Here is a 20,817-nt window from a genome sequence, read left to right on the forward strand (position 1 = left end):
CTTTATCTAAAAAGGAAATAACCCACAGGCTATTTCCTTTTTTTATGCGCTTTACTTTTTGTTGCCTTTGACGAAGTTTTATGAGTTTTAGTTGAACTTGTATGTTTCTTAGCAGCTTTTGAATGCAATTTTTTTGAACTGTGATTGTGGCCACGCTTCCCGGTTAAATACGTTTTTTTGACGGTCGGTACAAAATCAACAGCTTCGGGGTGAGCTAAAGGATCAAATGGATTAAAGTAGTAAATATTGTCCTTGTCCCAGTTCTTTAAATCAGTTTTTAACCTTTCGTTAAATGCTGCTTCATTCTTAAGTTCGGACGCTGTCCAGCCAGCCTCGGCTAAACCGGCAATTCTCGGGAAAAGCATAAAATCCAAACGTTTTTCCGATGCAATCTTTTCTGTCCAGATATTAGCCTGCACGCCTATAATTTGGCTTGATGTAAGCTGATCTGCTGATAATTGCCTGTCGGGGAAATTATATACGTCTGTTACGCGGTTAAAAACACCGTTCCATTTTCTGCCGGCAATATGGTCGCCATCCTGCAAAAAATCAAAGTAAAGTGGTAAACGCGGGCATAGTACAACCTGGTAGTTTTTTTGCATGGCCAGAGTTAATTGGCCCGGCAAATTTTGGCGCCACCAAAAAATGATGGTTTTGCCTGCCGGAAGATCGGTTTGGGTGGCTTCGTCCCATGCCAGTATTTTACTGCCCAGGTTGGTAACAGTATCCGTCATCCGCTTAAAAAAATAGCGTTCCAGTTCGCCTACATCTGCAAAGTTTTTTGTTTGCATCATCCTGGCTATAGCCGTATCCAACGACCATGCTTTAATACCTAAAACAACCTCGTCGCCACCCAAATGCATCATTTTAGACGGGAAAAGCGCATTTGTTTCTTTTATAATGTTGGCTAAATACTGGTAAGTTTCTTCTTTTGCCGGGTTAAAAGTGAAGTTGGGGTAGCCCGAAACACTTCCACCAGAGTATTCTGGATAAGCCCTGTTTGCCGCGGTGGCATGGCCAGGCATATCAATTTCAGGAATCACAGTTATAAAACGTTGTGCAGCGTAAGCAACAATCTCTTTGATGTCGTTTTGGGTGTAAAATTTAGCTTCGGCGGATGTATCACTATAGTTACCAATTGCGCCTACAGCAGAGAGTTTTGGATATTTCTTAATCTCGATGCGCCAGCCTTGTACATCTGTAAGGTGCCAGTGAAATTTATTCAGTTTGTAATAAGCCATCCAATCCAATAGCTGCTTTACTTTTTCTTTACCAAAAAAATGTCTTGATTCATCCAGCATCAAACCCCGCCATTGGTATCGCGGCGCATCTGTAATTTCGGCAGACGCAAGGTTAATGGTTTGGAATCCGCTGGCGGCTTTTACATCCGTTGATGCCAAAGTAATATTCTCTCCCTCTTTCGGCTGGTTTTTGATGATCTGTAATAATGATACCAATCCGTAAAAAATGCCTTCCTTATTTGAGGCAGATATGGTTATACGATCAGGCGTGATTTTAAGCGAATATGCCCCAATAGTTTGATTAGTATTGGTTAAAATAAGCTTAATCACACTTCGGGAGTCCTCATTATTTATATCAAGCGATAAACCTTTTACTTTAAATAATTCCTTTTGAAAGTAAACAGCCAAAGTGGTTAACGAAGTATCACTTGCACCGATGGCAGAACGGTTGTTAATACTGATTTGCCCTGTGCTGTTTACTACCGACCGCGGCTGGGGGATTATATTTAAGTTTTGTGCTTTTAAATAACCAGAGAATAAAAGAAGCGCTGCTAAAAATTTAAATTTCATTAAAAAACAAGTTCAAACTATTGAGGATACGCTATGATAAGGATTTTATGATAGATCCGGGTAATTTATTTGTAATAAATCTTGAACCTTATCTTTCAAAGGCATCCATGATTGCCCCAACAATTGCTCCATAAGCCAACACTGGCGCAGCCATAAAGGAGATCTTCTTTTTCCAGTTTACATAACGATCATTGATAAAATTGTTCCAGTTATAGGTATTTAACTGGGCGCGGCCGTAGGTAATACTTGGCTCGGTGATCCTGGTAGTATGCCACCAACCCGATGGGAAAAACAAGGTTTCACCCTGTAAAAGATGAACTACTATTGGCTCAACTTCTTTATATAAAGGGAACTTTTCATAATCGGGATTGAGGAAGTTGATTTGGGAAAACTTTGGATTATCCGGGTACGGATACATATTAGGCGTTTGCGACGGCGGATACATGAAAAATATTTTTGAACCAAACAACTGCGTTATCTGCGTATGCATAAATAGCGCGTCATAGTGCAGGTATGGGAAGCTTGACCCATTGCCTCCCAAAAAAAGCTCATGAACAGTGGTACCTGCAAGCATTTGCCGAGGCATTAGTTTGCTGTTGATCCTATCGCTTTTTCCATAAACAAGCTGTGGTGAAAAATCAGGCATCAGCTCAGGAAACACTTTTTTTATATCAAAATTGAAAGGGTATGGCGCCCTGTTTTCTGCAGTTGAAACCAGTATGCGGTCAATAGCCTCGGCCATGGTATAGGTGACACCATCAATTGTTTTGATGATATGGCTATAGTTTTGTTTATAAAATTCAGGCGTATGCTTGCCCATGGCAGGCCAGTTTTTGGCAGCATCGGTTAGTACAACGGGCAGAGATTTATCAACATACTCACGGATGAATTCAGCTCTTGAAAGATTTGTGCGCTTATCAATGGTGATGGTTTGTTTGCTACCTGCTTTTTCAAGCACCCCGTTCTGTTGCATACTGGATAGGTTAAAAATTCTGATCAAATAGTTTTTTTGATCTACCTGATAAATCTAAGCAATTTTCAAATAACCAATGCATCGGGTAATTTTAATTTCACTAAACGTTCATCATATACACCCCCATAAAAAAGACCAGCCGATTGTGATTGATCACAACCGGCTGGTCTTTTTTATATTATTAAGATTTTACAGCAATTGGATGATTAAATTAACTCTTCACCTCACCAATTACTTATCTTCTGCTTATTTCCAGCCTCCACCTAATGAACGGTAAAGATCGGCAGTAGCTGTCAATTCATCTCTTTTTATAGAGGCAAGCGCCAATTCGCCCTGTAACACATTGCCTTGCGCTGTAATTACCTCAAGGTAATTAGCTAAACCATTTTTAAATAGCATACTGGCATTACTGGTAGCTTGTTGCAGCGTTTTTACACGGTTTGCAGCTATAGCACGCTCCTGTTTTAATTTATCAATTTTAACAAGCGCATCTGACACCTCACCAACTGCATTTAATACCGACTGTCTGAACTGAAGAACTGTTTTTTCACGATCGATTTTGGCAACCTGGTATTGGGTGCTCAATTGCTTGTGCTCCAACAAAGGAGTGACAACGCTCCCTGCAACAATACCAAATAAGGCGGCAGGGATGTTAAACCAATTACTGGCTTTAAAGGAGTTAACTCCTCCACTTGCAGTAATCCTTAATGCAGGATACATTTCTGATTTGGTAATACCCACCTTGGCATTGGCAATGGTAAGGGCCAGTTCCTGGCTCCTCACATCGGGTCTGCGGCTGATGATGGCTGTTGGTACACCTGCTGTTAAAGTTTCAGGGAACTTCACATCATTTAAAGTACCATTACGTTCGATGCTGTCTGGCAGTCTTCCTGCTAAAACGCTCAAAGCGTTTTCCTGTACCGCTACGTTCCTTTCAAACTGTGGCACCAGTTGGGCCGCAGCTTGTTGTTGTGCCTCGGCCTGTTGTACCGCCAATAAAGTAACCTGTCCGGCATCATACTGTAAACGAATGATCCTTAGGGTACTATCATTAAGCTTTACATTCTTTTTGGCAATATCCAATTGAGCATCCAGCATCAGCAGGTTGTAATATCCCTGTGATACGCCGGCAACAATATTGGTTTGAATTGCCTTTTTAGCCTCAGTGGTTTGCAGGTATTGGGCCAGCGCCTGGCGGCTTTGATTACGGATCTTACCCCAGATATCAGCCTCCCATGAAAGTGCCAGGTTTGCTGAGTAATCCTCAACATGTTTGGTGCCGATATTATACTGGCTGATACTTAAACCGGTTAAACTGTTATCGCTTGGCCGGCTTGTACTTGCAGTAACATTCAAGGCAACTTCTGGCACATAGTTCCATTTTACCTGTTTAAACAACTGCTGTGCTGCATCGATGTTTTTAACGGCAATCTGCATATCATAATTCTTAGCGATAGCGCTGTCTATCAGTTTTTGCAGGGTGACATCGGTAAAAAAGCTCTTCCACTGTATGTCGGCAATACTGCTGGTATCGGCAGTGGTTGTTGCTACACTATTTCTAAAATTTACAGGTAGCTCAGGTTTGGGTGTTTCCACATCTTTTGATACTTTACAGGCGCTCAAAAAGGCCATAAGTAATACAAAAGCTAATGGAGTTATATATCGTTTCATTTGTTTATTGCTTTGAAAGAGTCAAGAATCAAGAGTTAAGAATCAAGACGGAAGACAATCTTCAATCCTATTATTCTGTAACTTTTACTTTTCTATCCTGACTCTTGATTCTTAACTCTTGATTCTATTCTTAATTTTTTTGCAGTTCCAATTCTTCCGCTTCAATGGCATGGCCATTTTTATGGGCAGATGAACCTCCACTGTTTAATACTGCCAATGGCGTACCGCTAATTTTTTCCTGCAAGCCCTGGAATACCACGAACAATACCGGGATTATGAATAAACCTAACAGTACTCCTGATACCATCCCGCCGGCAGCACCTATACTAATAGAGTGGTTACCTTGTGCTGATGGGCCTGTAGCGATACTCATTGGGAACAAACCGAATACGAACGCCAGTGATGTCATAATGATCGGGCGTATCCTTAGTTTTGCTGCTTCAATTGCCGATTCAACCAAACCATGCCCGGCTTTGCGTCGCTGTACCGCAAACTCCACAATAAGGATGGCATTTTTGGCCAGCAAACCGATGAGCATGATCAAAGCCACCTGTACGTAAATGTTGTTTTCGATACCGGTTAAACCTAATACCACAAACACACCTAAAATACCTGTTGGAATTGAAAAGATTACTGCCAGTGGCAATATGTAACTTTCATACTGTGCTGATAATAAGAAATATACAAATATCAAACAAAGCATAAATATAACAGCCGACTGACCACCAGAAGAAATTTCTTCGCGGGTTTGGCCAGAGAACTCGTAACCAAAACCCGATGGCAATTGTTCCTGGGCTGTTTCCTGGATGGCCTTAATGGCATCACCGGAACTATAACCCGGTTTAGGAATAGCATTGATCTCGATAGAGTTAAACAGGTTATAACGTGAAGCGGTTTCTGAACCATATACGCGGGTTAGTTTAACCAGTGTATTGATAGGTACGTTTTCACCTGTTTTATTTTTAACAAACACCCTGTCAATGGCAGATGGATCTGTTCTGTCAGCAATATCGGCCTGAACCACCACCCGGTAGTATTTACCAAAGCGGTTAAAATCTGATGCCTGGGCGGTACCAAAGTACGCCTGCATTGTTTGCAAAATGTCTTTAACATTTACACCCAACTGGCTGGCCTTTTCATCGTCAACCTCTAACTGTAACTGTGGATAATCTGCTTTATAAGAAGTAAAGGCATAAGCGATAGCTGGTTTCGCCATCAGCTTTCCTATAAAGTTATTGGCAACGCCGCTAAATTTATCCAGTTTGCCGTTGGTTTTATCCTGTAGCACCACATCAAGCGCCTCTACGTTACTAAATCCTGGAACGGTTGGAAAACTGAACACGAAGAAGGTACCACCCGGTATACCACCTAATTTCCCTCTTACAATATTCTGTATATCATCAATGTTTTTAACTGCGCCCCTTTGCTCGTTAGGTTTTAACAACAGGAAAATTACCCCGGCTGATGGACTGCTGGATTGTGTTAAAAAGTTAAACCCAGATAACGCGGTAACAAACCTTGCAGATGGTAAAGTTTTCAACTGGTCTTCGGCCTGTTTAAAAACTTTATTGGTACCACTTAACGAAGTTCCGGATGGTGTATTAACAGCTATGGCCACAAAACCCTGATCCTCGGTAGGAATAAATCCTGTTTTTGTTTTATTTACCAGGTAAAATGTAAATGCCACAACCAATACAAGGCCGCCTATGCTAAACCATTTTTTACGGATCAGGAACTTTAAACCCACAAGGTATTTGCTGGTCATATAATTAAAACCACCATTAAAGCCTGCATAAAATTTTTCTACAAAACCCTTTTTAGGTTCATTATGCCCGTCAGCACTATGTTTGTTCTTTAAGAACAAAGCGGCAAGTGCAGGGCTTAATGTTAATGCGTTAACAGCAGATATAATGATGGCTATAGCCATGGTTAAAGCAAACTGGCGATAAAATATACCAGTTGAACCTACCATGAAGCTTACCGGTAAAAATACCGCTGCCATAACCAGCGTAATAGATATAATGGCGCCGGTAATTTCGCGCATAGCCTCGGTAGTTGCCGCTTTGGGGGTAAGGCTTGGGTCATGTTCCATTTTGGCATGCACGGCCTCAACCACCACAATGGCATCATCCACCACAATACCTATGGCCAACACCAATGCAAACAGGGTTAACAGGTTCACAGAGAAGCCAAAGAGATTCATGAAAAAGAAAGTACCAATGATGGCGACAGGAACCGCTATGGCCGGGATCAAGGTAGACCTGAAATCCTGCAGGAATATAAATACTACTATAAACACCAGTATAAAAGCTTCTATCAATGTATGCTCAACCTGGTTAATTGACTCATCAAGGTCGGTTTTGGTACGATAGAACTGGTTGTATTTAATGCCGGCAGGAAAATCCTTTGATAACTTCAGCATCAGCTTATCAATCCCGATCTGAATTTCGTTAGCATTTGAACCAGACAGCTGTATGATACCTATAATAATACCGTCGTGCCCGTTCAGGTTACTTACGCTATTATAAGAATAGGCACCCAGTTCAACACGTGCCACATCTTTTAAATGCAATACAGAACCATCTGCATTGGCGCGGATGGCAATATTCTGATATTCTTCTGGTTTGGTAAGTTTACCTTTATATTTAATTACATATTCAAATGCCTCGTTACTGCGTTCGCCAAATTTACCAGGGGCGGCTTCCAGGTTCTTGTCCTGTATAGCTGCCATTACTTCGGCAGGCGTAACTTTGTAAGCTGCCATTTGACCAGGATTAAGCCAAACACGCATAGAGTAATCCTTAACACCACCAAATATACTGGCCGAACCTACACCCGGAATACGTTTCATTTCGGGCACAATGTTGATCTGTGCATAGTTGGCCACAAAGGTTTGATCGTATTTTTTGGGATCCTCTGAGTAGATAGCCATAGCACCTATGAAGCTGTTTTGTTGCTTGGTAGTAGTTATACCATATTGTACAACTTCGGCAGGTAACTGGCTTGTAGCTTGTGAAACACGATTTTGGACGTTTACAGCCGCCTGATCCGGGTCGGTACCCTGTTTAAAGTAAACTGTGATACCCAATGTACCGTCGTTACTAGCAGTGGAGGTCATATAGGTCATATTTTCCACACCGTTAATCGCTTCTTCTAACGAAGGCGTAACAGAACGTAAAATAGTTTCGGCATTAGCGCCCGGGTAAACAGCAGATACCAACACTGCCGGAGGGGCAATATTCGGGAATCGCTCTAAGGGCAATTTTGTTAAACCAAGTACACCAACTATCACCAATAATATGGAGATCACTGTGGAAAGTACCGGTCTTTCTATGAATTTTTGAAACATGGCTTTTTCTTTTATAATTTGATATTGGAGTCAGGAATCAAGAGTCAAGAATCAAGACAGAAAACCTGTCTATCATCTATATTCCAGTCCTAACCCGTTTCTATCTTAATTTTGTTTCTTACAGAGCGCTAAACCAAAGGAGTAGTGAACTCACTGCGCGATTTTCGCAGCATTCCTGACTTTTGATTCTTGACTCTTGACTCTTATTTTAAAGCGGCAACTTTATCAGTAGCTTTTTGAGGCGCTATTACCATACCTTCTACTAAGTGGTCCATGCCGCTTAACACAATTTGATCGCCAACTTTAAGGCCATCCTTAACCAGGTAGTTTTCGCCGCTTTTGCCAACAATGCCGATAGGTACTTTTTTTACCTTGTTGCTATCTGCAAGGGCAAAAACAAATACTTTATCCTGCATTTCAACCGTAGCCGATTCTGGTACGATCAGGGCATCGGTATGTTGTAAGCTCAGGCGTACTTTACCGGTGTTACCGGCACGTAACAAACCATCCGGATTTGCAAAGTTTGCCCTGATGGTGATAGCGCCTGTGTTTTTATCAAACTGTCCGTCGATCACATCTATTTTACCTTGTTTAGCATATTCGCTGCCATCGGCTAATAATAATGATACTGATGGTAAATGTTTCAGCTTGTCTTTCAAGGTTTCGCCTGGATATTGTTCTTTAAAGGCTACAAAATCTTTTTCGCCTAAAGAGAAGTAAACATGCACATCGTGTACATCTGATAACTGGGTTAGTGCTTCAACATCCTGCGGAGTAACTAAACTTCCTTGTTTTTTAAGCAAACGACCTATGTAGCCGCTTACTGGTGCTTTAATTAAGGTATAACCTAAGTTGATCTGCGCGGTTGATACATTTGCCTTAGCCGATTCGATGTTAGCTTTTGCAACCTGGAAAGCTGCCTTGGCTGTTTTTAACTGGTAATCAGAAACTACCTTGTTTTCAACCAATGGAGTTAGCTTATCTACTTCCAGTTGTGCATTGCCTTCAGCTGCCTGGGCGGCATGTAAGCTTGCAAGGGCGTTGTTTAATGCTGCGCGGTAAGGCTGATCATTTATTTTAAATATAGATTGACCGGCACTTACAAAAGCACCTTCGTCAACAAATACTTTATCTAATGCGCCGCTTACCTGTGGCCTAACTTCTACGTTCACAGTACCCTCAATTGATGCAGGATATTCCTGGAAAGTAGTTTGTGTGCCTGATGCTATACTTGCTACAGGTAATGATGGTGGAGGCGGTGCCTGCTGCGTTTGCGGCTTGGGAGAGCAACCATATAATGTAAGTGCTAAAAGCGCTAAAGTGATACTTTTCATGATGATTAATTTAAAGTGATGGATAGAGTGTTGATTTGTGGCCTCGCGGCCGGTAGATATATGTAGAGTTGATTGTTTTAATTGTTATTATGTGTGCAATTCATTGAAATAATAACCACATAAGTAAAATTAACAGCGCTAACGGCGGCTAGCAGCGGTATTTGATATGGTTATGTCAGGTAATTTAACACTGTTGATTAATTGTATGTAGAAGTTGAAATCCATGGTATTACTATTATTAATTTATTTTTAATTTAAAGTTACTTAACACTGTTAAATAACTTAACACTGTTATTTTTGTGTTAAAAAATTACTCAGGTTTTATTGATCTGATGATACCTGTAATAGCATCCATCAATACCTGGCGATTGATAGCGTCTGACGACCCGCGGCTTAATAAGTTGATAGAAACCAAACCGTGTACAACAGACCAAAAAGTATAATACTTAGTACAGATCACATCAGATGCGGGATCTTCGATGTGCATTACTTTTCCTATGACATCTGTAAACAGATCCCATGGCATTACCGATTCTTCCAGTTTATTTACTTCCTCGCATGAGCAATTGGTAGTTATACCAAACATAATCTGGTAAAGCTCTTTGTTTGCAAAAGCAAAATTCCAATAGGCCAACCACATAGCTTCCAGTTGTTTTTCTGGCAAGTTGTGTTGTTCGTGGGCTGTTCTAAGGTCTTTAGCCAAAATAAGATAACCCTTACGGGCAAGCTCTAACAGGATAGCCTCCTTGTTGGCAAAGTACTCATATATGATGGGTGCTGTATATTCAATCACATCAGCAATTTTGCGCATACTTAAAGCCTGCCATCCCTCCTCTTTCACAATGTGGAGAGCGGCATCCAGAATGTTGATCCTGGTTTCGTCTTTTAAGCGTTGAATACGTTCTTTACTGGCCATTTTGTTTACGTGATAAATTATTTAACAGCGTTAAGCAAATATATGACTGTTTATTGATCCATAGTACCATCGCTTTGTAAAATTGAGATCATCTAAATGTCAGGATGGGGAAGAATTTATGGAATTAGCATGGAGAATTGAGATAAACTATGTTTATTCATATAAAAACCCGTATTATAGACTATAAAAGCAACAGATTTAGAGGGGAAGCTGAGAGATAGCGAAAGATTTACGAAGTTTTCAAAACTTCGTAAATCTGACATTCTACAACTTGTGATAGGTGGTTGTAAAATATGGTGATGTTTAAAAAAAGGCTGTCCTGCTGAGCTTGTCGAAGCATGTGGGCAAAGGCCTCTGCGCTCGACCTTTCGACAAGCTCAAGGTGACAGGCCTTTTTAGAATGCGCATACCTTTTAGTCCTTCTTCACCAAATAAGTTAGTTGACCCATATGATATCCCTGGTGAATAGTTCTGTTGATCAAAATATTTAATTTATTCCTATTTGGTTCCTTTGCAAAATCTTCGGCAGATACAGCGCTGTGTTTTGTAAACCATTCCTCGGGTTGCATGGCATCAAATTTTTGCATGAGCGTAGTATTTACATGGTTCCAGTATTCTTTAATATCGGCAATTGACGGCTTTTCAAGCCCCGATGTATCTGAATTTTTCAGGAAGATCTCATCCAATTGCGGGTAAAGCCGGTCGCCAAGTTCAAGAAAGGTAAATAAACCATCGCTTACCGCAGCCAAATGCCCCAGCAGATATATACCACTGTTGCGGCCGGGAGCGGTTTGGGCGGAAAGTTGATCATCCGTCAGTTTATTTAACAGCGCATTTAAACGTGTATTTTGTAATTCCCAGTTTGATATCGCCATTTTTATGAATAGCGCTGTTGTTGTTTCCTGTTGAGTTTCCATTGATGGTATATATGTTTTTTAATTTATTGGTGATGTTGAGGTTATTTTCCAGCCGTCAAAAGGTTTAACCGTTGCACAATTTGGCGTTCCATCTTTTGCTGTTCCCGGAACTTTGGTTTCTAAAATTAAATTGGATCCTGTTTTAAGCTGATCAATAATTTCCCACGTAACGCCGGTTAGTGGAATTTTAAGCCTTCTTTCCCAGGAGCCAATCTGCCCGGCTAATCTTCCAATATCTAAATATATAAAGTTGTTTGGGTATGGGCCTTGTATAAAGGGGCTGCTAAATTTTGGTAAACTATCTTTTTGCCTGTCGCCTTTAACCACAATTGTTAAATAAAAATGCAGGTCTGTTGAATTGGATCGCTGTGTTTGCACAGTTTCATATTTGCTGCCTGATCCTTTTTGCAAACCAAAGTCAACATTGGCAGGCGGCTTTTGCAGAATAATATGAAGAGACAATTCCATAACAGATAAATTAAAGGTTCTTAATGTGATATGAAATGCAAACGTGAGTCTCTACAAATAAATTGAAGAGACACACGTTTGTGTTTTTTATGCCGCCAAGGTATTACTTATAAAGTAAATCCGTAATTCTTTGCCCATTTATCTTTGATCTCGGCACGTGATTTTACAAATTCATGATCTGCGCCCTGTGCAATAGCATCCAATGGGTAACGTAAGGGGCGTTCGCCTTTATTAAGGTTAATCAAATCGAGTACGCCATCTGCAATGGTTTGCGGATCCATTTTGTAATCAGCCATCTTGCCAAATAAAGCACCACCCATCGCGTTGAATGAATTTACAGCATCTTGTCCATAGGCGGCAATGATATCTTCCTTATCCGCGTTCAAACCTGATTTGCTGCCATTGTTCATTTCGGTTGGGTAAACACCGCTTTGTATAGATACATTCTCTATTCCATAAGCTTTCAATTCATGATTAAAGCCTTCTGTTAATGACTCCATCGCGAATTTGGAAGCCATGTAGGGCACCATGAATGGCAATGTAAAGCCGCTGGCGCCAGTAGAAATATTAATGATAAGGCCATTTTTGTTTGCACGCATGGAAGGAAGCACTGCATCGTAGGTACGCAAAACGCCGTAAAAATTAACCTCAAACATTTTCTTTACCTGGTCAATGGTATATGCTTCGGCTAAGCCATAACCTGTTATGCCTGCATTGTTCACCAATACATCAATCCTGCCATGTTTGGCCAAAGACTGAGCGAAAGCATTTTTTACAGATTCATCACTGGTTACATCCAGCTCTACAACATCTACATTAGGTAATGCGGCCAGCTCTTTGGCGGCGGCTTCATTTTTACCGGTTGTACCACGCATGGCAGCTATTACAGTATGACCCTCTTTAGCTAAAGTTTGGGTCATTAACTTACCAAACCCTGTGCTTGTTCCTGTTATTAAAACTATCTTTTTCATTTTGTTGTGTATTATTTACATAACAAAGATGGGGCAACGCTAAATGCTGCCAAATGACAAAAGGCAAAAAAGAACGTTGATATTTATCAAGAATAATTGGAGTATTTTTCCGGCGAAGAACGCTATACCAATGAAGTTATAAAGCTTTCGTCCAAAGACGCGAGGTGATTAGCTTATTTTACGAGTTTTCTTTAAGTTGAGATACCATCACAATAATCAACGCCCCGAAACCTGCAACCATTCCAAATGCCCAGCGCAGGCCGGCTGCCTGTGCTATAACGCCTACTGCGGGTGGTATGATCAGGAAACCCAGGTAGCCCACAGTTGAAACAGCTGCGAGTGCCTGGCTGGTATTCATGCTTTGTGATTTACCAGCCATACTGAATACTAATGGCACAATACATGATACCCCCAGCCCTACCATGCCATAACCCATATAGGTGGTGTAGGTATAGGGTAAAATAATGCAAAATAATAGGCCTGCGGTTACCAGGATACCATTGAATGTAAGTACTTTTTTTATTCCTACTGAGGCCACCAGTCTATCGCCGGTGAACCTGCCAATGGTCATGGATACCATATAAACAACAAATGCCGCTGTTGCCGCTGATTTAGACGGATGAACCACCTTTTGAAAATAAATGCCGCTCCAATCATACATCGTATTTTCGCAAGCCATGGAGGCAAAGCATATTAATGCAAATTTTATAAGATGCTTATCAGGTAATTTAAAGCCAGATGTTGCCGATGTAACAACTGGCTTTTCATAATAAATGTGCGGGTAAAAAATAGCTGTTGTAATAAGCATTGCTATCCCAACTAATAGCAAATGCCAGGATGCTCCCACATTATAAGATACCATGACGTATCCGACAGCGGCACCGGCAAAACCTGCAATACTCCAAATGCCATGAAAGTTTACCATGATAGATTTATCGTAAAATGCCTGTACACTCACCGCCTGGGAGTTTGTTGACAGGTTATATATATTGCGTGCCGAGCCAAAGAAAAAAAGTAGTATAACCAATTGCCATACGTAAGTGGTAAAACCGGGTACACATAATAATAAATTGAAAGCGATAGCGCCAATAAGCATAATACTTTTGCTGCTAAAGTGCTTGAGCATTTTGGCGGTTATGGGTATAGTAAGCATCAAGCCTATTGGCAAGGCAAGCAAAACCGCCCCTAACTGCGCCTCGTTTAAATGAAGCTGTTGTTGTATAGATGGTATGCGTGATGCCCAGGACGAATATCCAAAGCCGGAAATGAAGAAGAAAACTCCGCAGGCAAATCTTAATTTCGATCTGTTTGGGACGGTAGCATTATCCATGGCCTAAAAGTAAAAATAAATTACTTACCCGCCATCTGCTTCCGTATCCTGCTCAAGGTTTCTGGCGATATGCCCAGGTATGATGCGATCATATTTTGAGGGAAACGCTGCAAAAAATCGGGATAGGTATTCAGGAGGTCTATATAACGATCCTCGGCGGTATTGCTAATAGAGGAATGAATTCTTCTTTGTTGCGAAACGTAACTACGCTGGTCTATTTTTTTTACCATGGCTTCAATAGCTGGGACTTTCTTTTTCAGATCCTCCAGCTGCTCATACGATATTTGCAACAGTTCCGAGTCATCAATGGCATCAATATTATAGCGGCTGGGGGTTTTCATCGTGAAGCCTTCATAATCGCCCATCCACCAGCGCTCTATACCAAAACGCACAATATGCTCATGACCCTTATCGTCAACCGTATATTGCCTTAAAGCTCCTTTAGTTACAAATGAGATATATTTACTCATATCGCCTTCCTGCAAAAGGTATTGTCTTTTACGCAGCTTTTTGAGCTTGAAGGATTTCTTTATCACTTCAATTTCTTCATCAGATAATTTTAATGATGAGTAATCTGCTACGTATTGTAAAAATGTATCAAACATTTATGCGGGATCAGGATTTAAAATAATTTCAAAAATAAACATATAATTTAATCAGCATGTTGCCCAATTATCGGCTAATTGCAATTTTGAGGCATTTGTTTGTGATGGCGATAAAGAACCGCTATTTTTGGGTAGTACAATCTATTTAACCGGCCGTACCAGCCGGAAATCATCTTATAATCAATATGGAATCAAGGAGTATTACCTCTGAACCAACTTATAAAGCTGCCCGCGTTGTAGCTCCGTCATTAGAGCGGCATTTTAAACATTTCCATTCAATGGTAAATGTAGAAAGCGTCGACCTGGCCGCGCCAACACCTGATATTGCAACTATTGAGGCTATTATCGATATATCCTTCTGGGCGAGCCTACGTCGCGAAGAAGGTTATTCGCCCAAATTTACTTTGGCTTTTTTACCGCCTGAAAGCGCCGGACAACCACTTTTGTTCGGACATAAAATAAAACTTGCGCCCAATATTCTTACAAAATTTGCTTCGGCTGTGCAGCAACCGGGGATACATTTAGGCGTTTGGATAGAAGATGGGGAACTTTACGTTTGGGGAACAACGCTTGCCATACCTGCCTATTGTTTTGTACTGGAGGTAATAGAGCCGGGATTACTGGTTGTAAAACACCGGCGTGTTGATGGTTTTGGTAAGTTTGTGAATATAGCCATTTTAAAAGGCGACGATATTAAGGTAGTTGATGAACAAGGCTCTACCCTATCAGACTGCCCCACCATTCTTACCTCTATGCTTGATTTTACTTTGCCATCTTCCTGGAACGATCCGGTGAATGTGCTGGTACAGTTAGCGGCATCTATGCAGGCTCATAAACGTGGCGGTATACTGCTGGTTGTACCATCCGGGAGCGACGATTGGACAGAATCCATTATTTCTCCTATATCCTACCCGGTTTCGCCGGCTTTCTCTGGTCTTACCGACTTAATGATTCATGAAGGCATTGAAAAATATCATACTTCCTGGCAGGAAAAACTACGCCGTGCGGTTGATACCATTGGCGGGCTAACCTCTATAGATGGCGCCACGGTAATTAATGATAAACATGAGCTGCTTGCCTTTGGTGCCAAAATAGGCCGTTCATCAAAGAGCACGCGTGTAGAAGAAATTATTGTTACCGAGCCGGTTGTTGGCTGCTCAACAAAAATAATCCACCCGGCACAAAACGGTGGCACGCGGCATTTATCTGCAGCGCAGTTTGTGTTTGATCAAAAAGACGCTATTGCTTTGGTGGCCTCGCAAGATGGCAGGTTTACGGTTTTTGCATGGTCGCCAATTGTAAATATGGTACATGCGCACCAGATAGATATACTTCTTCTTTAATTAAAAATGTTTATCCTCTGAAGGGAGAATGACAGGATATCGCTGGGATCAAACTTACGAAGTTTTGAAAACTTCGTAAGTTTTGCGCGATTAGACAAGCACGTCATGGACAGGTGAAGCTTAAAACCTCAATCCAATAGTAATGTAAGGTAATGATCCTTCTTTTGAAAAACCCATTACTGCTTCAATTAAAACCAGTTGCGCAGGGATGATGTAAATACCACCACCATAGCCATCATGCCATTGGCTGGATTTTTCGCCCGGCACCCAAACACGGCCTACATCATTAAAGCCGATAACACCTATTGAACCGGGCAGCAGGTAAGATGCAAAATCAAGTACTTTAAGGCGAAGCTCGAGGTTGTTGTAGGCGATAGACTTACCGGTGAACCTGTTGGTATGAAAACCCCTGAAATTTTGGGTTCCGCCCAATTTCATTAGCTGAAAATAGGTGGCATCCCCAACTGTAGTGCCCAAACCCGTTCTGTTGGCTATAACCAGTACCGAGTCCCTGTCGGGATTTAGGTAAAAGCTGAATTCTGATAGTATTTGCCCGTAAGTGTTATGACTACCAGAACTTAATCCTGTAAACCCGCTAAGGGTAGTACTCCAGTAGATCCCTTTGGTAGGTATGGTTGCCTTATTACGGGTATCCAGTTTAGCTGTTACCAATGCCCCGGTATAAAACCTGGTTCCGAATACATTTTCGGACGGATTTAACTGATCGTAATTGTTTAAAAAACGGTTGCTGTTATTCGATATGCTACTGTTGTAATATTGCCCCGCAATGCCTTCACTTAGATGCCAGTTACCCTGTGTTTGTCGTAAGGAAACATCAGCAGTAACAAAATCGTAACGATTGCGATAGTACGAGATTTTTTTATTACCCTTGTTTTCGAAAACAGTATTGTTACCTATCCCAAAGAAATTACTAAGATTATGGGGTCCGAGCGAAACAAAATTAATGGCCAGGTCATTATTCCCTATCAGCTTCCTCCAATTGGCATAATACGTTAACAGGAACGATTGCCTGGACAAGTTATAATTTACTAAAAACTCATTCCTGAAAGCATATGGCTCTTTACGGAAACCATGTTTTTCGTAAGAAAAACCGCCGATAAGGGATATACCAAGATCTGTGCTATAATTAGCCAGTACAATTGGCTCAAACCTGTTGAATTTAAAACTTTGTTTATCGTATTGATTAACCGCGGTATCTGTTGATGTGCGAATTTTTACCGCTGTTGAGGATGGTAATTTATTCGGCTGATCTGATCGATCGTATAAATAGAGCTTACTTTTATTATGCAGATTTTTATCTACATAATAACTATCCACCCCATCGCCACCAACCATGCGCACCCTTATAGGCGATGGCTCCGTACCTGTTACTAAAAACTGGTCATCACCGGCAAAACCATACAACCTTACTTCCTGTGTTACATCAGGTTTAAAAGTGCGTTGATAGGTAATTTTATCAATACTACCGTCCTTTTTGATTTTATTTATGGTTACAGAAAGATTACCGCCGGGCAGGTTATTGATGGAGAATTTATCCGTTTTATCGCTCGCTGGAATCTCTACCTCTTTGGATATGAAGCGGTAGTATTCCATCGCTTGTTTATCAAGTATATTCCGTCGGGCTATCATTTTTTTGATAATTCCCGGGCCCGAAAGCTTGTATATGGTATCAGGCATCAGTTTAACTGCCCTTTTGATCAAATCGTCGGTCAGCTTACTTTGCACAAAAGCTATCTGCTGTTTCCAGTCATCTTCGCTCAGGGCATTTAAAAAATAACGGTCAAAATAACGGGCATTAAAATTCCATCCGTTAATGTCCCTTATTTCTTCGCTATATCCCTGGAATTTTGATTTTAACCACTGATGGGCAACTATCCAGGGGAACAGCCCGGAGGTTTTATAATAAACCTGGTCGCGGTCGCGGGGTACTGGCTCATAGATGGTTTCGTGTTTACCTTCCTGTTTTTCCCAGCGCAATTGGTCTTCGTGACGATCCCAGTCGCCCAATAGCATATCCAGGAGGCGGGCCCGTAACACTATCTTTTCATCAACGCGATTATCGTTATCGTCCCGGAGCTTTTGTTGTACTTTTTCGGTGTTCTCAGTTTTTTCTGCATCCAGCGGTTCACGTTCCTCGAACAGGAAAACCTGGTTGGCAAAATCCTTACGGTACTCGCCTAATGCGGAATCATCGGGCACATATACAATTTTAGGATTAGAATGCGGAATTCCTAATGCTGATGCCAATGGTGGCACAGTTAACGCCGAAAACGGATGCGCGGCAGATACCTGGTCCTGTAAAATATCCTTCGCTACTGTGGGCCTCAGGTCTGGCGGTAAGCCATTCTCGGGGTATTTTTGGATGGTACGTAATACCCATTGCTGCCCTGTGGGGTCTTGCAGGCGTAAAGATTTTGTTTGTTTCCCTCCGCCCCTCTGCAAGATCTTTAAGCCGCCCTTTTCTGTTGATATATGAAAAACGCTGAACTTTACCGGAGCTGCCCATAGTTTACGGTAATTCTCTCCAAGAAAAAAACGGTGTGTACCGCTTACATTATTGTATTGAGGTTCGATGGCCAATTTTACGCTATCGCCTAATGATTGCGCACTTATATTATTAGTGATAAACAAGGTCATCCCCAATAAAAACAATAATGGAGGTTTCATAGGCTATATGTTAAGTTATTTGCGTTTTTAAAACTAACCGGCTATGTATTGATTATTACAACACATAACTTTATTTTATGATTTAAAATCATAATTAACACCTACTCTTAAGGCTTTTAAACCTGTAACGCCCTGTAATTCTTCCAGGTCGAGATATTCCAAATCATTATTGAGGATATGACGATCCTGCAGGTATTTAATATATTCCTGGTACTCAGTGGCCTCCATCTGATTAAAATATACCATCGCAATTTTACCTGGTTGGGTAAGACGTTCAACCGTGCCGGCAATTAACACCTTATCTATTCGTTTCTTCACCACCTCATAACGTATGTTATAAGCTCCCTCTACATCAAAACGCCTTTCGTCGTTCCTGAAACTGATATCAATGGCGTTTGAATGTATAAATATCAGCTGTGTAGTTTGTAACGGGCGGGATAACTGGTCGGTTAAGCTGTTGGTTAACTTGGCTATCTCGGCCATAGACCGTAATTGCCAAAGGCGAATATTTTTTAGATACAGCAGATCAAATGCTTTGTGAGGCGCGATAGATTGACCAATATAAATATCATATTCAACCCCGTCGGTTCTGAATTTTTCAAAATAACACGGGAACGACCCTTGTACCTCATCCTGAGCCATCTCCAGGTAATTGTTAATACTGGTATTGATGAGCTGCATAGAATTTTCCAGGTTGCGGCGGTTGGCAAATGAAAGGCCGGTTTCCTCGGGCAGGGCATCAAAGTACTTATCAATCACCGGCTTTTCCTCTGGATAGTTTTGCCTGAAATGATTGAGAAATGGATTCAATTCATCCTGCAAAAAGCTATCCAGTGTAAGCTCATCATTGGTAGTTATAAATCCACTAACTTTTTGCAGCCACTCTTCACATTTAAATACCAGGTTATCAATAAGACTCAGGTGAATGTGTGTTTTTAACTTCTTTAAAGTATCTATGGTGAGGACTAACAACGCTTCAAGGTCATCCTGTAGGGCGGTGTTACGCTCTATAGTGGAGTTGCGAATATCTATTGCGCCAAACAATGGGTAAACGTTATTAAAAACCACGGTTTCTATTTCCTGGTTCTTGTGCTTTTTGTTTCCTTGTGTAAGATAAGTCCAGGCTACTTCATTAAATTTCCATTGTACAGATGGCTGTAGCGAAGTGAATTTATTTTTAATTACTTTCTCTAACTTTTCATCGAACTGGTCGATACTATTTTGCAGTAATTGGGCAATTAACGGAATAGCGGTTTGCAATTTGGACAGCAGCTTTTCGTAAAAGGCTATTTCCTTATACGAGTATACTTCCATTATGCCTACGTTCTTTTTATTATAATAAACCGGGAAAATTCCATACGACTTAATTCCGGATTGTTTTAGTACTTTAAGAAAAGGAAATTTCGCTACCTTTTCATCACTGATGATATTAAAAAATAAAGGTTTAGGATTTTTACTGTAATCTTCAGCAACTGACAGAAAAGCCTCTTCGGCCATGCTATATTGCTTTGCTGATGATATTAAAATACTTTGCGAGCATTCATTCTTGTCAAATATCGGCTTGTTATTAACGGTTAAAAACGGCATTAAGCCAAATTCGATAGAGGGATCTTCAGACAAAGTTTTTAATGACTTGATAATATGATCATACTGCTCAGATTCATTTGCGGAGTGATTAACCAACTCATTCCTGATGCTTTCCATAGCATGCGGAAGTGTAATATCCGTTAAGGTGATCACCGTAAAACCACGGAACATAAAATTTGATAGCGGTAAGATGTTTTCTAATACCTCTATTCCTTCAAAGCCATTTAGGTAAGGCTCTATCGTTTCAAACTTTAATTTGGGTAATTCACCTTTTGCAATGATAGTTACAAACTGTGGGTTGGTGAAAATACTGTAATACCTGGTGAGGTTTGTTTCCGGGTCAACATAGCTGTACAAAAGTTCGTTTTTAAGCACTGTACTAAAACCATACATGCGCTCCAATATCAGGTTGTAAACAAACCTTCTCTGGCGTTGAGTAAACAGCTCACTACCGGGCATATCTACCACATACAATCCAGAGTGATGACTGGAATGGAAATTAAAGAATGCTTCTGTGCTAAAAAAAATTTTATCAGGTACCGGAGTGCTTAATGCCCAATAAAATTCCTTTTCGTTGAGTATGGGCGGGGTGAGTATGCTAAAAACAAGTTCCAGCATTCCACGGTATTTTTCTGCATGTTCCGGGTTCAATTCCAGGTCTATACAGGTATCCGTTTCAAACTTGTTAAGTACATATTTATAGAATTCACTTTTAAGGGTTTTCTCGGTAATTACACGTTCCTTTAAATGTTCCACAAATGGATTGAATGACAGGCACATATCAACCTGGCAAACAGTGCATTCGTTCTTGCTTATATTTAATACTTCGGTGTGCATTTTATTATAAAAATTAT

General features: G+C 40.9%; 14 protein-coding genes. 1 reads left to right on the forward strand and 13 read right to left on the reverse strand.

Features of this window, described 5'->3' with window-relative positions:
• Window positions 1-29: 29 nt before the first annotated feature.
• The 11 genes from AC1D0K_RS00895 to AC1D0K_RS00945 form a co-directional block, all read right to left on the reverse strand.
• Window positions 30-1,811: a beta-N-acetylhexosaminidase gene (locus AC1D0K_RS00895; RefSeq protein ID WP_477442493.1), complete on the reverse strand. Its 1,782-nt coding sequence runs from the start codon at window positions 1,809-1,811 to the stop codon at window positions 30-32.
• 88 nt (window positions 1,812-1,899) lie between these two features.
• The gene (locus AC1D0K_RS00900; protein WP_477398249.1) at window positions 1,900-2,784 is read right to left on the reverse strand and encodes a cupin-like domain-containing protein; all 885 of its coding nucleotides are present in this window, start codon (window positions 2,782-2,784) and stop codon (window positions 1,900-1,902) included.
• A gap of 246 nt (window positions 2,785-3,030) precedes the next feature.
• Complete coding sequence (locus AC1D0K_RS00905; RefSeq protein WP_477398247.1) at window positions 3,031-4,455, reverse strand: efflux transporter outer membrane subunit; 1,425 nt, start codon at window positions 4,453-4,455, stop codon at window positions 3,031-3,033.
• A 130-nt stretch (window positions 4,456-4,585) separates the two neighbouring features.
• The gene (locus tag AC1D0K_RS00910) at window positions 4,586-7,804 is read right to left on the reverse strand and encodes an efflux RND transporter permease subunit (RefSeq protein ID WP_477398245.1); all 3,219 of its coding nucleotides are present in this window, start codon (window positions 7,802-7,804) and stop codon (window positions 4,586-4,588) included.
• A 203-nt stretch (window positions 7,805-8,007) separates the two neighbouring features.
• Window positions 8,008-9,138: an efflux RND transporter periplasmic adaptor subunit gene (locus tag AC1D0K_RS00915; protein WP_295718685.1), complete on the reverse strand. Its 1,131-nt coding sequence runs from the start codon at window positions 9,136-9,138 to the stop codon at window positions 8,008-8,010.
• Window positions 9,139-9,448: 310 nt separating this feature from the next.
• Window positions 9,449-10,054, reverse strand: coding sequence for a TetR/AcrR family transcriptional regulator (locus AC1D0K_RS00920; protein ID WP_295718687.1), 606 nt, complete (start codon window positions 10,052-10,054; stop codon window positions 9,449-9,451).
• Window positions 10,055-10,467: 413 nt separating this feature from the next.
• Window positions 10,468-10,971, reverse strand: a complete 504-nt coding sequence (locus AC1D0K_RS00925; RefSeq protein WP_477398241.1) for a DinB family protein — start codon at window positions 10,969-10,971, stop codon at window positions 10,468-10,470.
• 18 nt (window positions 10,972-10,989) lie between these two features.
• Complete coding sequence (locus AC1D0K_RS00930) at window positions 10,990-11,439, reverse strand: DUF5990 family protein (protein ID WP_477398239.1); 450 nt, start codon at window positions 11,437-11,439, stop codon at window positions 10,990-10,992.
• A 107-nt stretch (window positions 11,440-11,546) separates the two neighbouring features.
• A complete protein-coding gene (locus AC1D0K_RS00935) occupies window positions 11,547-12,410 on the reverse strand; it encodes an SDR family oxidoreductase (protein WP_477398237.1) in 864 nt (287 codons plus the stop codon).
• A 178-nt stretch (window positions 12,411-12,588) separates the two neighbouring features.
• Window positions 12,589-13,740 (reverse strand): MFS transporter, encoded by a 1,152-nt coding sequence (locus AC1D0K_RS00940; protein WP_477398235.1) that lies wholly within the window; start codon window positions 13,738-13,740, stop codon window positions 12,589-12,591.
• A gap of 20 nt (window positions 13,741-13,760) precedes the next feature.
• Window positions 13,761-14,345 (reverse strand): Crp/Fnr family transcriptional regulator, encoded by a 585-nt coding sequence (locus tag AC1D0K_RS00945; protein WP_295718694.1) that lies wholly within the window; start codon window positions 14,343-14,345, stop codon window positions 13,761-13,763.
• Window positions 14,346-14,530: 185 nt separating this feature from the next.
• On the opposite strand from AC1D0K_RS00945, the gene AC1D0K_RS00950 reads away from it, so the two are divergent.
• Entirely contained in the window at window positions 14,531-15,688 is a 1,158-nt protein-coding gene (locus AC1D0K_RS00950) for a putative sensor domain DACNV-containing protein (protein WP_295718695.1), read from the forward strand.
• Between the two features lie 120 nt (window positions 15,689-15,808).
• On the opposite strand, the gene AC1D0K_RS00955 is transcribed toward AC1D0K_RS00950, so the two are convergent.
• Both AC1D0K_RS00955 and AC1D0K_RS00960 read right to left on the reverse strand, forming a co-directional pair.
• A complete protein-coding gene (locus AC1D0K_RS00955; RefSeq protein WP_477399622.1) occupies window positions 15,809-18,376 on the reverse strand; it encodes a BamA/TamA family outer membrane protein in 2,568 nt (855 codons plus the stop codon).
• A gap of 75 nt (window positions 18,377-18,451) precedes the next feature.
• Window positions 18,452-20,800 carry a GAF domain-containing protein gene (locus tag AC1D0K_RS00960; protein ID WP_477462975.1) on the reverse strand — a complete coding sequence of 783 codons (2,349 nt, stop codon included), beginning with the start codon at window positions 20,798-20,800 and terminating at the stop codon, window positions 18,452-18,454.
• Window positions 20,801-20,817: the final 17 nt, after the last annotated feature.

The organism is Mucilaginibacter sp. P1_A3 (assembly GCF_056406855.1).

What these genes read in the sequence shown, in the direction of transcription:
- AC1D0K_RS00895 (WP_477442493.1), bottom strand. Translation starts at nt 1,811, where the DNA reads ATGAAATTTAAATTTTTAGCAGCGCTTCTTTTATTCTCTGGTTATTTA.
- AC1D0K_RS00900 (WP_477398249.1), bottom strand. Translation starts at nt 2,784, where the DNA reads ATGCAACAGAACGGGGTGCTTGAAAAAGCAGGTAGCAAACAAACCATC.
- AC1D0K_RS00905 (WP_477398247.1), bottom strand. Translation starts at nt 4,455, where the DNA reads ATGAAACGATATATAACTCCATTAGCTTTTGTATTACTTATGGCCTTT.
- AC1D0K_RS00910 (WP_477398245.1), bottom strand. Translation starts at nt 7,804, where the DNA reads ATGTTTCAAAAATTCATAGAAAGACCGGTACTTTCCACAGTGATCTCC.
- AC1D0K_RS00915 (WP_295718685.1), bottom strand. Translation starts at nt 9,138, where the DNA reads ATGAAAAGTATCACTTTAGCGCTTTTAGCACTTACATTATATGGTTGC.
- AC1D0K_RS00920 (WP_295718687.1), bottom strand. Translation starts at nt 10,054, where the DNA reads ATGGCCAGTAAAGAACGTATTCAACGCTTAAAAGACGAAACCAGGATC.
- AC1D0K_RS00925 (WP_477398241.1), bottom strand. Translation starts at nt 10,971, where the DNA reads ATGGAAACTCAACAGGAAACAACAACAGCGCTATTCATAAAAATGGCG.
- AC1D0K_RS00930 (WP_477398239.1), bottom strand. Translation starts at nt 11,439, where the DNA reads ATGGAATTGTCTCTTCATATTATTCTGCAAAAGCCGCCTGCCAATGTT.
- AC1D0K_RS00935 (WP_477398237.1), bottom strand. Translation starts at nt 12,410, where the DNA reads ATGAAAAAGATAGTTTTAATAACAGGAACAAGCACAGGGTTTGGTAAG.
- AC1D0K_RS00940 (WP_477398235.1), bottom strand. Translation starts at nt 13,740, where the DNA reads ATGGATAATGCTACCGTCCCAAACAGATCGAAATTAAGATTTGCCTGC.
- AC1D0K_RS00945 (WP_295718694.1), bottom strand. Translation starts at nt 14,345, where the DNA reads ATGTTTGATACATTTTTACAATACGTAGCAGATTACTCATCATTAAAA.
- AC1D0K_RS00950 (WP_295718695.1), top strand. Translation starts at nt 14,531, where the DNA reads ATGGAATCAAGGAGTATTACCTCTGAACCAACTTATAAAGCTGCCCGC.
- AC1D0K_RS00955 (WP_477399622.1), bottom strand. Translation starts at nt 18,376, where the DNA reads ATGAAACCTCCATTATTGTTTTTATTGGGGATGACCTTGTTTATCACT.
- AC1D0K_RS00960 (WP_477462975.1), bottom strand. Translation starts at nt 20,800, where the DNA reads ATGCACACCGAAGTATTAAATATAAGCAAGAACGAATGCACTGTTTGC.